General features: G+C 33.0%; 13 protein-coding genes. 6 read left to right on the top strand and 7 right to left on the bottom strand.

Annotation, left to right across the window (positions count from 1 at the left end; genetic code table 11):
- Nucleotides 1–24: 24 nt before the first annotated feature.
- Nucleotides 25–1,329, top strand: coding sequence for a gliding motility-associated protein GldE (locus PQ463_RS20625; RefSeq protein WP_274255277.1), 1,305 nt, complete (start codon nt 25–27; stop codon nt 1,327–1,329).
- Complete coding sequence (gene gldD / locus PQ463_RS20630) at nt 1,322–1,882, top strand: gliding motility lipoprotein GldD (RefSeq protein ID WP_066032864.1); 561 nt, start codon at nt 1,322–1,324, stop codon at nt 1,880–1,882. Before PQ463_RS20625 ends, gldD begins: the two co-directional genes overlap by 8 nt.
- Nucleotides 1,883–2,420: 538 nt before the next feature.
- On the opposite strand, the gene PQ463_RS20635 is transcribed toward gldD, so the two are convergent.
- The 3 genes from PQ463_RS20635 to PQ463_RS20640 all read right to left on the bottom strand — a co-directional run bounded on the left by PQ463_RS20635 (nt 2,421) and on the right by PQ463_RS20640 (nt 3,945).
- A complete protein-coding gene (locus tag PQ463_RS20635; protein ID WP_274255278.1) occupies nt 2,421–2,927 on the bottom strand; it encodes a hypothetical protein in 507 nt (168 codons plus the stop codon).
- Nucleotides 2,924–3,004, bottom strand: a complete 81-nt coding sequence (locus PQ463_RS23425) for a hypothetical protein (protein ID WP_504222726.1) — start codon at nt 3,002–3,004, stop codon at nt 2,924–2,926. Before PQ463_RS23425 ends, PQ463_RS20635 begins: the two co-directional genes overlap by 4 nt.
- A 563-nt stretch (nt 3,005–3,567) precedes the next feature.
- Nucleotides 3,568–3,945, bottom strand: a complete 378-nt coding sequence (locus PQ463_RS20640; RefSeq protein WP_274255279.1) for a heavy-metal-associated domain-containing protein — start codon at nt 3,943–3,945, stop codon at nt 3,568–3,570.
- A gap of 102 nt (nt 3,946–4,047) precedes the next feature.
- Here PQ463_RS20640 and PQ463_RS20645 point away from each other — a divergent pair, with 102 nt between their 5' ends.
- Nucleotides 4,048–4,914, top strand: coding sequence for a DMT family transporter (locus tag PQ463_RS20645; protein WP_274255280.1), 867 nt, complete (start codon nt 4,048–4,050; stop codon nt 4,912–4,914).
- A gap of 171 nt (nt 4,915–5,085) precedes the next feature.
- Here the strand turns inward: PQ463_RS20645 and PQ463_RS20650 are convergent, their stop codons facing one another.
- A complete protein-coding gene (locus tag PQ463_RS20650) occupies nt 5,086–7,134 on the bottom strand; it encodes a M16 family metallopeptidase (protein WP_274255281.1) in 2,049 nt (682 codons plus the stop codon).
- A 12-nt stretch (nt 7,135–7,146) separates the two neighbouring features.
- Nucleotides 7,147–8,469, bottom strand: coding sequence for a M16 family metallopeptidase (locus tag PQ463_RS20655; RefSeq protein WP_111426140.1), 1,323 nt, complete (start codon nt 8,467–8,469; stop codon nt 7,147–7,149).
- A 273-nt stretch (nt 8,470–8,742) separates the two neighbouring features.
- Between PQ463_RS20655 and rplU the strand changes: the two genes are divergently transcribed.
- The 3 genes from rplU to PQ463_RS20670 all read left to right on the top strand — a co-directional run bounded on the left by rplU (nt 8,743) and on the right by PQ463_RS20670 (nt 10,905).
- Complete coding sequence (gene rplU / locus PQ463_RS20660) at nt 8,743–9,186, top strand: 50S ribosomal protein L21 (protein WP_008466656.1); 444 nt, start codon at nt 8,743–8,745, stop codon at nt 9,184–9,186.
- Nucleotides 9,187–9,210: 24 nt separating this feature from the next.
- Nucleotides 9,211–9,471, top strand: coding sequence for a 50S ribosomal protein L27 (rpmA, locus tag PQ463_RS20665; RefSeq protein WP_012023622.1), 261 nt, complete (start codon nt 9,211–9,213; stop codon nt 9,469–9,471).
- A gap of 138 nt (nt 9,472–9,609) precedes the next feature.
- Nucleotides 9,610–10,905 carry a hypothetical protein gene (locus tag PQ463_RS20670; protein ID WP_274255282.1) on the top strand — a complete coding sequence of 432 codons (1,296 nt, stop codon included), beginning with the start codon at nt 9,610–9,612 and terminating at the stop codon, nt 10,903–10,905.
- A 248-nt stretch (nt 10,906–11,153) separates the two neighbouring features.
- On the opposite strand, the gene PQ463_RS20675 is transcribed toward PQ463_RS20670, so the two are convergent.
- Together PQ463_RS20675 and PQ463_RS20680 are read right to left on the bottom strand one after the other, a co-directional pair.
- Complete coding sequence (locus PQ463_RS20675) at nt 11,154–13,916, bottom strand: AsmA family protein (RefSeq protein WP_274255283.1); 2,763 nt, start codon at nt 13,914–13,916, stop codon at nt 11,154–11,156.
- A gap of 51 nt (nt 13,917–13,967) precedes the next feature.
- The gene (locus PQ463_RS20680; RefSeq protein WP_111379367.1) at nt 13,968–14,549 is read right to left on the bottom strand and encodes a MiaE family protein; all 582 of its coding nucleotides are present in this window, start codon (nt 14,547–14,549) and stop codon (nt 13,968–13,970) included.
- Nucleotides 14,550–14,573: the final 24 nt, after the last annotated feature.

The following is a 14,573-nucleotide window of genomic DNA, read 5'->3' on the forward strand; positions in this document are numbered from 1 at the left end:
GATGTTTAACTAATTTTATGCAATTTGGACCCAGAGCCCAGTTTACTTTTTTCTACCAATCTTGACGCTAATTTAATTATTGGTTTCGTCGGAATTTTTATTTTGTTATTCCTTTCAGCAATCGTTTCTGGTGCTGAAGTTGCGCTTTTTTCTTTATCACAGCAAGATATCGACAATTCTTTAAACGATAATCCTGCAAAAGGAAAAATTATTTCAAATTTATTAGAAAAGCCTAAAAAGCTTCTCGCAACTTTATTGGTTGCTAATAACTTCTTTAACATAGGCGTAGTAATCCTATTTGCTTATATAGGACAGAATATTTTTGCTAATGTAGGTTCGCCAGCTTTTAAATTTACGCTCGAAGTAATTCTGGTTACTTTCTTGATTTTATTATTTGGCGAAGTGCTTCCTAAGGTTTATGCAAGCAGAAATAGCATTCGCTTTGCTAAACGTGTCGCTTATCCGCTGGCATTTTTAGATAAAGTGCTTACTCCGATTAGTTTGCCAATGCGTGCCGTTACCATATATTTTCAAAACAAATTAGGAAAGCAAAAAAGTAATTTTTCTGTCAATCAACTTTCTCAGGCATTGGAACTTACAGATTCGGAAGGGACTTCAACAGAAGAACAGAAAATCCTTGAAGGAATTGTTTCTTTTGGAAATACCGATACAAAGCAGGTAATGAGCCCGAGAATTGATATTTTTGCATTGGAAATATCAGAGACATTCGCAGAAATTTATCCTAAGATAATTGAAACAGGATTTTCAAGAATACCAGTTTATCGAGATAATATCGATCAGATTGAGGGCGTGCTTTTCGTAAAAGATTTACTGCCTCATATTGATAAAGAAGAATTTGATTGGACTTCTTTGATTAGAGAGGCGTTCTTTGTTCCAGAGAATAAAAAACTGGATAATCTATTGAAGGATTTTCAGAGTTTAAAAAGCCATCTTGCAATCGTAGTTGATGAATATGGCGGAACTTCTGGATTGGTTTCTTTAGAAGATGTTATCGAGGAAATTGTGGGTGATATTAGTGATGAGTTTGATGATGAGAATCTGAACTTCTCTCAAATAGATGAAAATAATTTTCTTTTTGAAGGGAAGATAAACCTGAAAGATTTCTACAGAATTGTAGACGTTGACGAAGATGTTTTTGAGGCTCACAAAGGAGAAGCTGAAACATTGGCTGGATTTATTCTGGAAATTTTAGGTAATTTCCCGAAAAAAGATCAAAAAGTGCCTTTTGAAAACTGTGTTTTCACCGTAGAAACAGTAGACAAAAAGCGTGTAAAACAAATAAAAGTAACGATAAATAAAAATGCTTAATAAAATACTTTCAATAACAGCAATTTTGCTTGCGCTAACGGTTATAAGCTGTAAAAATGATGTTCTGCCTAAACCAGCGAGTTTCCTGCGATTAGATTATCCAGAAGCAAAATATGTGAATTTTGAAAACACCTGCCCGTTCACTTTTCAAATGAACGAGGATGCGATTATCAAAGGAGAAAAAGAATGCGGTTTTGCCATCACGTATCCAAAGATGAAAGCGACCATTTATTTGACGTACAAGCCAGTAAATGGCAATATTGATAAATTACTACGCGACGCTCAAAAACTGACTTACGAGCACGTTATTAAAGCCGATGATATTCTGGAACAGCCGTACTTAAATCCACAGAAAAAGGTTTACGGAATGTTTTATCAAGTAGATGGAAATGCAGCGACAAATTCTCAGTTTTACGTTACCGACAGTACCAAACACTTTTTAATTGGTTCGATGTACTTTTACGCAAAACCAAACTTTGATTCGATTATGCCTGCCGCGAGTTATGTCAAAAACGATATGCAGCGTTTGATGGAAACGTTGAAATGGAAATAAATAAAAAAAGGATTCAATTTGAATCCTTTTTTTATGAGTTAAGGACTATCAGTAAAAAGACAAATCCTCCTATAAAATTACCCCTATCATGTGGTTTCTCTCGCTATTTGCATTCTTTTTATTCGTACTTTCCTTGGGAGGCCTCATTTCAGAAAAAACAATAAAATCATCATCTTTTTTAAAGGCAATTATTAAATTTAAATAAATGAATCTTACGCAAGCACCTAAAAGCTCCGTTAGCGCAGATTTGCAATCTGTGCCGACAAAGTTGAGTAAGCGCAACAGTTGAGCGTTTCAAAAATAAGTATATTAACCCAAACGCTTTTATATTTAATATTTTGTCGTGTCCCATTGCTGCGGGCATGGATTACAAATCCGCGTTATCGGGTTTAAAAAAGGCGCTCAAATTTGAACGCCTTTTGTTTTAGTGGTTTGTTTCGTGCCTTACTGTTGCAATCCGTTCACGTAAAAATTGGTAGTTCTCTTTGTAAAAAAGCACATTAATTTGTGTGATTTTTGTTTAAGTGATTTTGAAATTTCAATTATTATTAAGACGATCAAGTTCTCTTCTAGCATATCCCGAAATAATTTTGTTTTCATTATTTAATAGATTTTGCAATTTCGATAATGAATTGAAATTATTTATAGAAGCAATACCTTTAATACACTTTCTCGCTAATTGATAAGTTTCATCATATTCTAAGTATTTTAAATTAAGAAAAATAGCAATATTTAGAAAGTCAACTATTTCAGGGTCAGAAGTTTCTTTAAGAGATAAAGCGATGTCTTCATGTTTGAAATGCCATTCCTCAACAATTAATTCACATAATAGATTAGTCAGTCTTTTATCTTTAAGTTTATAATGGTCAATCAATATTAAAAGAACTTCTAAAAATAGTTCATTTTTATGTACTTTTGAAGTATTTAAAACTTCTACTATTTGATTAATGTTAACTTCAGAACCAAAGATGTCTGTTATTAATCTTTTTGAGATTAATTTTTCAACTCTAAATTCATTTATAAATTGATTAATTTCTTTTATCATTTCTTTATTCTAGTAAAATAATTAATGTTTGAATTAAAAATATCTAATGCAGCGCCATTACCTAATCCAACATTCATAATTCCTCTTGCTGGCGCGAGCGTCTCGCTCGTGTATGCTCAAAGATTTGATAGTTGTTTCAGTTTATAAATTATCTGTAACTGTATTACAGAACTAACTAGAAAGATGAATTTCAAAAAGATCTTTCTCTCGATTATAGAAACTATTGCGGTATTAAAGGTATTAAAAGATTGCTTTTTTGCTATTTCACGAATTAGCATTTTATTGGAAAAATAGAAAAATATTAGTATATAGCTAAAGAAGATTATAAGATTAAATTGAGATTTCGTTATTTGGTATGTAATAAACTCGAACTCATGTAATAAAATTATAACGACAAATATTGATGCTAAGAAGAAATGAAAAACTGGTTTTAGTTTTGACACTTTATTTAAATACACATAAATGTATATATTTAGTGACAAGAAAAAAAGCATATAAATATAGTTAAGCATATAGATTGAGAGGCCTTTAAAGTTTTTAATTTTTAACAAATATAAATTTAAAATCTAAAGGCTTTTAATGCCTGTAATAAAAAAAAAGGAATCCAATTGGATTCCTTTTTTTATGAGATAGTTCGGTATTAAGACTTAAAATTCGAAACTTTATATGTTTTTCCATCTCCAGTTTCCTGAACCACTTTTGTTAAAGACTCTGGGTTTTGGATTGTTTTATCAAAACTTACAGTTGCCGTTTTTTTGTCAAAATCAACAGTTGCTTTTTCGACTCCGTCAAGGTTTGCTAATTCTTCTTCGATAGTTTTAGCGCATCCAACAGCGCAAGTCATACCGTCAATTGTAAAGCTTGCAGTCTGAAGATTTTCAGCAGCGATTGGTTTGTGTTCTTTTGGGGCGCTTTTTTCTGCATTTACAACTTCAAGACTTTTGTCTTCTGCTTTTTTGCATCCAACGAATACTAAACTAGCGACTGCTGCAGCGATTAAGATTTTTGAAATTTTCATTATATATTAAATTTTAGATTGCTAATTACTTGTTTGCAAAATTAATAAAAAGAGAGCCGTCAGTTCGTAAAATAATTACAAATTTGCAGTAAAATACAATTTATGGAAACAAAACAGTTAAAGTGGATTTACTTAACTATTCTTTCTCTTATTTGGGGAAGTTCTTTTATTCTGATAAAAAAAGGATTGGTCGGTTTAAGTGCTGTTCAGGTCGGATCGTTCCGAATCATTTTTGCCGCTTTGTTTTTGCTGATTGTAGGTTTTAACAGTTTGAAAAAGATTTCACGCCGCCAATGGAAGTTTGTTGCCATAACTTCACTTTTTGGAACTTTCATGCCCGCATATCTTTTTGCTATTGCAGAAACTCAGGTTAATAGTTCGATTGTGGCGATTTTAAATTCGCTAACGCCATTAAATACTTTAGTTTTAGGAATTATAGCATTTGGTATTCAGTTTCAAAAGCGACAGGTTTTAGGTGTTTTTGTCGGACTTATAGGCTGTCTGCTTTTGGTTTTAAGCGGAGATTCTACAAGTGGAACGCAAAACTATTTATATGTTTTATTGGTGGTTGTTGCAACACTTAGTTACGCTATCAACGTAAATCTGATTAAAAAATATCTTCACGATTTAAATTCTGTGAGCATCACAACAGGAAATTTTGCGGTTTTGCTTTTGCCAGCATTAATCATTTTAAGTACAACCGATATTAGCGAGAAAATACATTTTGCAGAAACACAGCATTCTATATTTTTTGTGGCAATTTTAGGGATTTTAGGAACTGGAATCGCCAATATTCTTTTCTTTAAACTGATTCAAATGTCATCGCCAGTTTTTGCAACATCAGTAACGTATTTAATTCCGATAGTTGCTTTTTTCTGGGGATTATTAGATAATGAATTCTTGACGCCAATTCAATCTGTAGGAGCTTTTATTATTTTGATTGGGGTTTATTTATCGGCGAAAAAGTGATTTTTTTGAGTTATGAATTATGAGTTATAAGTTATGAATGGCCTTCGACTCCGTTCAACTTGACAAAACCTAGTAAATAAAAAAGCTTTGTCAAAGTTTCAAACTTTGACAAAGCCTTAAAATCTTAAATACTTAGCAGCTTAGTATCTTAGTATCTCAGAACTTAGTATCTTAAAGAAAATCTTTCTCAGAAACTCCTTCGTTAATCTTGATATCAGACATTTTAATGTCTAATTCAAAACCAACATTCTGAACTAAGTTAAAAGGAATTTTAACACCTTTTACTTCTTTATAATCATTGAAATTAGTGATTTGTTCCACTGATTTTCCAGCTTGCTCGCGAACTTTAGATTCGGCAGTTTTTAAGCCTGATTTAACATCGTAATAATATTTTGTTTTGCCGTCTTTAATTACGTAAGCATCATTTCCGTTGATTGGTTCAATTCCTTCCACTTTAAGGTCGGTTCTTTTTACAAGCTGTAATTCTTCAAAAGGAGCGGCATTGGCTTTCATTTCGGCTAAATCTTCACCTTCAAGGTTTTTTCTTTGGCCTTGCTGTTCAACGTAAGCGCCTTTTTCATTAACCACTTGTTTCATCAAATTCATCGTTCCCATAGAAAGCGAAACCATCATTTTTCCTTTTGAATCTAATTTAGAAGTAAAAGTTAATGGAGTAGGAGCTTGCGGAATCGTTGTTGAGCCATTCATATATAATGTTTTTACTGCTGTAACGGCTTGTTCTCCACCAATAGCTTTAATGTAGTTTTCGAAAACTGTTTTTGCACTAATATCTTTTGGCGCTTCTTTTTTCGTTGAAGGCTTTTCAACTGGATTTCCGTATTTGTCAAAATAGGATATCGGAATCTGCAGTTTTTCTAAACCAGGAAGCACATCAGAACCTTTTCCAACAATAACAATTCGCATATTGTCCAATAAAAAGTATTTGTTGGCAACACGATAAATATCGTCAGCAGTAACATTATTGATGGTTTGAATGTATTTTTCGTAGAAATCAGCAGGAAGTTTTTCTGTTTCAATGTTTAGAGCATAACGCGCAACAGCCTGTGGTTTTTCAACCTGCATTACAAATCTTCCAATATAACCTGCTTTTACGTTTCTTAAAACTTCTGGATCAACTCTTTCGGTTCTAATTCGTTTAATTTCTTTTACAAACTGAACAACAGCGCTATCTGTAACCGTATTTCTAACGGCCGAAGAAGCTTTAAATTTAGTTACATATTTTCCGCTTCCAATGCTTGAATTTGCACCGTAAGTCCACGCGTGCTGTTCACGAAGATTCATGTTTAAATAACTATTAAAATCGCCTCCTAAAATTTGATTAGCAATAACTGCTGGGAAAAAATCTGGATCGCTCATTCTTAAATTAAGAGTATTTACTAATGAAATTTCAGATTGAACCGCATTTGGAACGTCAACAAAATCTATTTGTAAGTTCGAGACATTCGTCGGATTTGGATAAGTGTTTTTTGGTGCTGTTTGTTTTTTCCATCCGCTGAATAATTTCTCAACAGCTGTTTTTACATCTTTAAATTTTACATCGCCAATTACTACTAAATAGGCATTTTCTGGAACAAAATAAGTATTGTAATTGTTTTGAACGTCTGCAAGTGTAACATTTTTCACAGTTTGTTCAGAAAGATATTCTCCGTTAGGGTGATTTTTTCCAAAAGCTAAAACATCAACCACTCTATTTGAAATGGCAGGAACACTTTTTTCATCTGCTTTAAGGCCTTCCAAAAGTTTTGCTTTTTCTTTGTCAAATTCCGTTTGAGTAAAATTTGGCTGTAAAGCACCTTCCGCTAAAAGCTCTAAAACACGTCCTGAATATTTGGATAATGTACTTGCGTAAGCGCCTTGAGAAGTAAAGTTTATGTTGGCTCCGTAAAAATCAATTTCTTCGTTAAAAGCCTCTTTAGTTGTTTTTTTAGTTCCGTTTCCGATTAAACTGCTCGTTAATTCGTCAACTCCTTTTTTGTTGCCTTCAGTAAATGGCGCATTATCCAAAGTAAGTGTATAGCTCACTCTAGGTAATTTGTGGTTTTCAACAACTAAAACTTTCATGCCGTTTGATAAAACAAAGGTCTGCGGTTTTTTGATGTTGACTACTGGGGCATTTCCTGGTTTGGGTTGTGGACGATCTTGTGCTTGCATAATTCCAGTTAGGAAAGTAAGGATTAAAAAAGTATATATTTTTTTCATGATTCGATATTCTTAGTTTTGAGATTTGGCTGTCGGAATATAATCTAAAATCAAACGCTGATTCGGGTTCAAATACTTCTTGGCAACTTCTCTAATTTCTTCTCTTGTGATAGAATGATAAATGTCGATTTCAGTATTAATTAAATTGACATCACCATACAAAAGATAATAAGAGGCCAGATTTTCTGCAATTCCCTCTACGCTTGCATTGGCATTTACGTAATTATTATCGAATTTGTTTTGTAATTTTTCATAATCTTTTTCAGAAATAAGATCAGTTTGAATTTTTACAATTTCCTCATCCATTTCTTTTAAAATATCATTAATTGTGTATGGTGCCATTGGAAGGCCGTAAAGAATATACGTTCCGTAATCTTCTTGGCTAAATCCAACTGCGCCAATCTGTAACGCCATTTTTTTGTCGTCAACTATTTTTTTGTAAAGTTTAGAGCTTTTTCCGTCGCTTAAATAAGAGGAAATCAAATCTAAAACTCTAGCGTCTCTTGTTTTCATTGAAGGCGTTCTGTACGAAGCAACAATCATTGGAATCTGAATGTTCGGATCTTCGTAAGTAGCTTTAATTGGCTGTGTGATTGGGTCTTCAGTGTAAGTTTGTTTTTTAACTTCTTCACCTCTCGGAATTGGTCCAAAATATTTCTGAATCCATTCTTTAGTTTTTGTCTTTTCAAAATCTCCAGCAACAACCAAAACAGCATTGTTTGGCGTATAGAATTTTTTGTTGAAAGCCTGAAATTCTTCAAGAGTTGCAGCATCCAAATCCTTCATAGAACCAATAGTGGTCCATCTATAAGGGTGGTTTTTGAACATGTTCTTCTTAACTTCAGGAAGAATATTTCCATATGGCTGATTGTCGTAACGCATTCTTTTCTCCTCTTTTACGACTTCATTTTGAGTATCAACTCCAATTTTATTGATGATAGGGTGCATCAATCGCTCAGATTCCATCCATAAACCAAGCTCTAGGCTGTTAGAAGGAAAAACTTCATAATAATACGTTCTATCGTCAGATGTGTTGGCATTGTTCACTCCTCCATTTGCAGTAACAATTTTCATCCATTCTCCGCGCTTAATATTTTGAGTTCCTTCAAATAATAAATGCTCAAAGAAGTGTGCAAAACCTGTTCGGTCTGGACGTTCGTCTTTTGATCCAACATGATACATTACCGAAGTGATCACAACAGGAGCAGACGGATCATTGTGTAAAATGACATGTAATCCATTGTCTAAATCGTATTCTTCAAAAGCTACTTTTTGGGCATGAGCCACACCGCCAAGCATTAATGCAGCACTTAACATCATTATTGATTTTTTCATAAAGATTAATAATTTTAAAATATCAACAATAGTAGGTAGACAAGAGTTGATTTTGGTTACATCAAAAATAGTTTTTTTTAGTTACGTATTACAGATTTGTTTTCAAATAAATGATATTTTAACAATCTTTTACTTTAAATTATTTTAATTTTCTTAGTGGAAGTGCTTGAAAAACAAGGTCTTTTCGGGTAAAAATATTTTTGCTTTTATTGGTTGCATAGTAAATTATTAGTTGTATATTTGCAACCTTAAAATTCAATAAATCAATTTGATATGTATGCAATCGTAGAGATAGCAGGGCAACAATTTAAAGTAAGCAAAGACTTAAAGGTTTATGTTCACCGTTTGGCTAATGAAGAAGGTTCAAAAGTTTCTTTTGACAAAGTTCTTTTATTAGATGACAATGGAAATGTAACTTTAGGCGCCCCAGCTATAGAAGGTGCTTCAGTAGAAGCTAAAGTGTTACAACACTTAAAAGGAGATAAAGTTATCGTTTTCAAAAAGAAAAGAAGAAAAGGATACAAAAAAAGAAATGGTCACAGACAATATCTTACTCAAATTGTAATTGAAGGTATTACTGCAGCAGGAGGAACTAAAAAAGCAGCAGCTAAAAAAGCAGTTGTAGCAGAAGATGCAGCAGCTACTGAAGAAGTAGAAGCAGCTCCAAAAGCAAAAAAAGCAGCTCCAAAAGCAAAAAAAGAGACTACTAAAGAATAATAACAATATTTAAACTCATACGTCATGGCTCACAAGAAAGGTGTCGGTAGTTCGAAGAATGGTAGAGAATCAGAATCAAAACGTCTAGGCGTTAAGATTTATGGTGGTCAAGCTGCTATTGCTGGAAACATCATCGTTAGACAAAGAGGTTCAAAACACAATCCAGGTGAAAACGTTTACATCAGTAAAGATCACACTCTTCACGCAAGAGTTGCTGGAGTTGTTAAGTTCCAAAAGAAAAGAGATAACAAATCTTATGTATCTATTATCCCATTCGAGGCATAATAATCATAGATTACTTTTTATAGAAAACCCGTTCTGAAAAGAGCGGGTTTTTTATTTTTAACGCTAGACGTTTAATGAAGATTTACATTTGTAAGACTGATGAAAATTAGATATCTTCAATTCTTTAAATGTTATAAGTTGAAAAAAATAGTCTTATTTGCCCTTTTGTTCTGTATAAGCACTTACGGTAAGGTTGTCTCAGATAGTGTTGCCATTCATTTGAGTGCGCTAAACGATAAGCAGAAAAATGTTCTGTATGAATTTGAGGTTCTGAAAAATAATGGTTTCAGTACGGACAGGTTTTGGAGCGTACATAAAAATGAATTCCCTAGGTTAAGTAATTATTTAAGGGATGAATTAGCTAAGGAAGTTTTTTTAAATTCAGATATTGTTTATACGCCCAAAAAAGATTCCGCGGTTCAATTGTGGATGCAGACGCAATTGCTGACCAATTGGATGTTTTATCTTTCTGCCTTTATTGCTATTTGTGCTGTCGTTGCTTTGTTCAAAAGGTATTGGAGTTTGCTGATTCAGTTTTTAGTTCGTCATATTGCTCCAGTATTGAAAATTTTGTTTTCACCAGTTCTATTAACTCTTGAATTGCTTTTAATTGGAGTTGTATGTGTAATTTGCGGCTGTATGGTTGAAGAATTTGTGCTTCGAACCGTAATTATGCATTTAGGCTTGTTTTTATTGTGGAGCCAGTCTACGGCTTTGTTTACAAAAGAATATTGGATTAAAAGATATGTTTACGAAATAGAAAATAACTTTTGGGGCAAAGATTCTTGGGAGACTATTAAAACGATATGTTTTCCGGCTTTTATAGTTACACTTGCGCTTTTATATGTGTTGTATAAAGTTCCTGCCGATGTTTTTTATAATTACGAAATAGTTTTGTCGGCGATTGCGGCGGTTTATGCTTTGCCATTCTGGCGCTCATTAGAAAAGTATATTTATCCTGTTTTATTTCCTTTTTATAAAGAAGATTATAGAGATAGAAGCATCAATTCTCTCGCGGCTTGTACTGTTGTTGCGCTTGTCGCCGCCGTAGCATTTATACTGCAAGGAAATCTTATTTTTTATAATATTATCTCAGCTCTAATAAGTTTATTGATTTTGTCATTTTTAATTTTATCGTTAAAAACGAATCATAAACATAGTTTAAGAAACTATTATTTTATACAATTTGTAACGTTTCTTTTTCTTAGTGCCGTTTTTATGTATGGTTTTAATCTTCGATTAAACGAAGTGATCGGGTTCGCAATTATAGGGTCAACTCTTTATGTAATAATAAAGTATATGGAGGTTTTTTCTTTTTTCTCAGATTGGAAAAGAGGAAAAGGTTGGGCTTGGAAATTGCTTGGTTTAGCTTTGTTGTTATGGCTGATGGGTAAAGTGATTTTGTATTTTTCTAAGATGTTATTTGTAGCTTAGTTAAGGCTTTCTGTTTATGTGCTTTTTGATATATTTTTTCTAATAGTAGACGTGACAGGTTTTTAAAACCTGTCAGGTCTGATCTAGATTATGGAATTTCTTTTAAGATTTCCTGGTGAATATTGTTTCGTTAATCGAATGAGAAGATTGCAAAAAAAACCTTTGACAAAGTGCAAAACTTTGACAAAGGTTGATATGTTGAGATCCAGTTTGGAATTTGGAATTTTGTTGATTAGAATTTAAAATTTTTATTCCTCACTATCCTTGGTTTCTTCTAAATCTTCCGTTTTCTTACCGACTTTTACTTTTGGATTATCCTGAGTTCCGGTAACAGTTAATGGAATTCCGAAAATACCAAAAGGAGGCAATCCTAAACGCATTTTTAAGTTTAGTTTTCCGTCTAGGCTGGTTGTTCCTTCAATTCTTGGTCTAAAGCCCGCAAACTTAAATTTAAAGCGTTCTACGGTTATGATATTGTTCTTGACTGTCGTTTTAATATCAACTTTAGAAAGATCTGGGTTTTTCATAGACTCAGAATTGGTTTGCTTGCTTACAGCATTAAACATTTTCAAACCTCTCACTTTTACATCTTTTACAGAAAGAGTTCCGCCTCCAACAAGTGAAGGATAAACAGGATCCATATTTGCGTTTAAACGACCTTTTAGCTGATAATCTAAAGAAACAATTCCTTGTGCTTTTTCTGCGGCGCTAGCCATTTTTCTGAAAACTTCGACTTCGTTATATGCTCTCTTGATGTCAAAATCTGTTGCTTTTATAGCATAATCAAAATTGGCTTTTTGCGGTGTTACAGCTTGGTAATTGGCGTTCATTGAAACGTTGCATCCAATTAAATTAAAACCAGTATTCTGCATGGTTAATTTGCCATTTTTCATGGATAAATTTCCAGTTGCGTTCTGAAGATTTAATTTGTCAAAATTTACTTTTTGAGCATTTGCAATCAACTGTAAATTTAAATTGGTTGGAATAATAATAACGCCAGTCTGAGTGTTTTCAGATGGTTTTGTTTCAGTTTTAGGAGCAGAACTCTGTGTTACAGGTGTGTTTGGGTCAACGCTAGACATGAATTCGTCAACATTGATGTATCGAGAAGTAACTTTAAAAGAACCTTTTAAAACGCCTGTATTAGTCATTACATAATTAAAAACGTTCTGTAAATAACCATTCATTTTAAAATCAGACTGTCCGTATGCAGCAAGGAAATTATTAAAAGACATTTTATCCTGATTGATTTTGAAAATTCCTTCTTTGATAATAAATTTCTTCGGAAGGTATTCAGAAGCAATTCCGATATTTCTTAATTCGAGTGTTCCTTTGTTGTTTAATTTGCTGTAATTTCCTTTTTCGGCATCGCTTTGTTTTCCTTTTAAGGATACGTCAGCTTTTACAAAACCGTCTAGATCAAGGCCTTTTTGGGAGAAAACTCTATAAATTCTGCTAATGTCCAATTCACCTTTAGCTTTTACATCATAACTCAAATCATCAAAATTGCTTAAATCGGCCTGAACAAAAACGGGTTTTCCTTCAAAAGTAAATTGCGTTGGCTGTAAATTTACTTTTAGATCAGCAAATGTTCCTTTTTGGTTTTCGATTTTAGATTTAATCGTAATATCGGTAATCGGGTTTGGATAATATGGCGTTTTTAAATATCCATTATCCAAATTAAGGACTCCGTTTATAACAGGAAAACGCTTGTTTTTTTGGTCAAATATTCCGTTTGCTTTTACATCGCCAGCCAGAGTTCCTTTTAATTCAATGTCAGGGATTCCAAGTGCCTTCATTAATTTTTCAAGATCAATTTTGGCTTTAAAATCAGCATTGATATCTGGCGTGTTTACACCTTTAACCAAGAATTTCGATTTTAAATAATCCTGATTAATGTTTAACGATAAGTTTTTTGCATCAACAATTACCAAATCTGGATTTAAAGAAGGAACGGTCGTTTTAACGTCTAAGTTTAAGTTTGAAACTGGGAATGCGCTTTTGTTATAATTAACAAAACCATCAGTTACTTTTACATCCAAATTCAGATCTGGAGCGATATTTTCAGAAGTAATATATTTTCCTTTTAAAGTCAGCAGTAGATTTGTATTTCCTTTTAATTCTGTTTTAGAAAGCCATGTAATATATTTTGGCGGTAAGGCTGTAAAGACATCATAAAGTTTGCTGTTGTCAGATTTAATGACAAAATCCATATTATAACCGTCCTTCAAAAAATCAAATTTTCCTTTAAAATCGACCAAAAGCTGATTGATTTTAAGGTTATTCTGTTGGAAAAAGAAAGAAAGTGAGTTGATGTTTACTTTTGTAATCAAATCGGCATCAACCTTTTTGTTCATTAAATACGGTTCATCTTCGTAAACGATATTTAATTTTTCGATGTTTGCTTTAGAATATAAATCAAAGACAGCTTTGTTTAAATCTCCTTTTCCTAAATAATTAAAACCGAATGCGTCAAAATGAACTTTAGTCGATTTGTCATCGTAAACGATTTTACTGTTTAAAATCTCGATTCGTTCTAGTTTTAGTGCTGTGTCACTGCTATCTTTAGCTTTAGAAGCCTGTTCCTGCGATTTGTAAATATTGTAATTTGCTTCTCCTTCTGGATTTACTTTTACGTTTATAAAAGAATCCGATAAATAAATCTGATCAATTTTCACCGATTTGCTGAAAATCAAACTTGCTACATTTATTCCGAAAGAAACCTCTTTTGCGGTAATGAATTTTTCGTTCGTATACGGAGCCGAACCATTCAGGCTTAGGTTGTCTAAGGTTAAAGTAAGTGAGGGGAAATGGTGAAAAAACGACACCGAAACATCAGAATAATTCAATTCTGCACTTAACCTTTCGTTGGCCGTTTTCTTTATTTGCTCTTTAATCTGATCCTCAAAGACGATAGGCGTTAAAAATAATAATCCTATGATAACTGCGAAAGTTATTCCGGTATACTTCGCAATTTTAAAAACGATTGATCTGGATTTACTTTTCTCCATAGCAAAATGTGATTTTTAAGTGTAAAAGATAGAGTTGAAAAAGAGCGTAATTTATCCGTGAACGGTTTCTTGTTTACCATAATTGGTAATGATAGAACCTTCATATTCAATCCATTCCTTCCAGCGTTTATCGATATCGATATTGTCTTGATATTTTCTGGCAAATCCTAAAAAAGTAGTGTAATGTCCTGCTTCAGAAATCATTAAATCACGGTAGAATTTAGCTAATTCCTCATCTTTGATATTTTCTGAAAGCACTTTAAAACGTTCGCAGCTTCTGGCTTCAATCATTGCAGAAAACAATAATCGGTCGCAAAGAGCATCTCTTCGGCTTCCATCTTTTTTCATGAATTTAAAAAGTTCATTTACATAATGATCTTTTCGTTCACGACCTAAAGTAAGTCCGCGTTGTTTGATAATGTTGTGAACCATCTGAAAATGTTCCAGTTCTTCTCTGGCAATTTCAAGCATTTCGGTTACCAGTTCTTCAATTTCAGAGTTATAAGTGACGATACTAATCGCGTTTGAAGCCGCTTTTTGCTCGCACCAGGCATGATCCGTTAAAATTTCTTCGATATTTGACTCAACGATATTTACCCAGCGAGGGTCTGTAGCTAATTTTAATCCCAACATAATTTCCCAGCATTTAGATTTTGC

The sequence above is a fragment of the Flavobacterium sp. KACC 22763 genome (assembly GCF_028736155.1).
In the GTDB taxonomy this organism is placed as follows: domain Bacteria; phylum Bacteroidota; class Bacteroidia; order Flavobacteriales; family Flavobacteriaceae; genus Flavobacterium.

Bases quoted from the DNA above. Each gene is read 5' to 3' on its own strand.
- gldD (WP_066032864.1), top strand. From the start codon at position 1,322: ATGCTTAATAAAATACTTTCAATAACAGCAATTTTGCTTGCGCTAACG.
- PQ463_RS20635 (WP_274255278.1), bottom strand. From the start codon at position 2,927: ATGATAAAAGAAATTAATCAATTTATAAATGAATTTAGAGTTGAAAAA.
- PQ463_RS23425 (WP_504222726.1), bottom strand. From the start codon at position 3,004: ATGAATGTTGGATTAGGTAATGGCGCTGCATTAGATATTTTTAATTCA.
- PQ463_RS20640 (WP_274255279.1), bottom strand. From the start codon at position 3,945: ATGAAAATTTCAAAAATCTTAATCGCTGCAGCAGTCGCTAGTTTAGTA.
- PQ463_RS20645 (WP_274255280.1), top strand. From the start codon at position 4,048: ATGGAAACAAAACAGTTAAAGTGGATTTACTTAACTATTCTTTCTCTT.
- PQ463_RS20650 (WP_274255281.1), bottom strand. From the start codon at position 7,134: ATGAAAAAAATATATACTTTTTTAATCCTTACTTTCCTAACTGGAATT.
- PQ463_RS20655 (WP_111426140.1), bottom strand. From the start codon at position 8,469: ATGAAAAAATCAATAATGATGTTAAGTGCTGCATTAATGCTTGGCGGT.
- rplU (WP_008466656.1), top strand. From the start codon at position 8,743: ATGTATGCAATCGTAGAGATAGCAGGGCAACAATTTAAAGTAAGCAAA.
- rpmA (WP_012023622.1), top strand. From the start codon at position 9,211: ATGGCTCACAAGAAAGGTGTCGGTAGTTCGAAGAATGGTAGAGAATCA.
- PQ463_RS20675 (WP_274255283.1), bottom strand. From the start codon at position 13,916: ATGGAGAAAAGTAAATCCAGATCAATCGTTTTTAAAATTGCGAAGTAT.
- PQ463_RS20680 (WP_111379367.1), bottom strand. From the start codon at position 14,549: ATGTTGGGATTAAAATTAGCTACAGACCCTCGCTGGGTAAATATCGTT.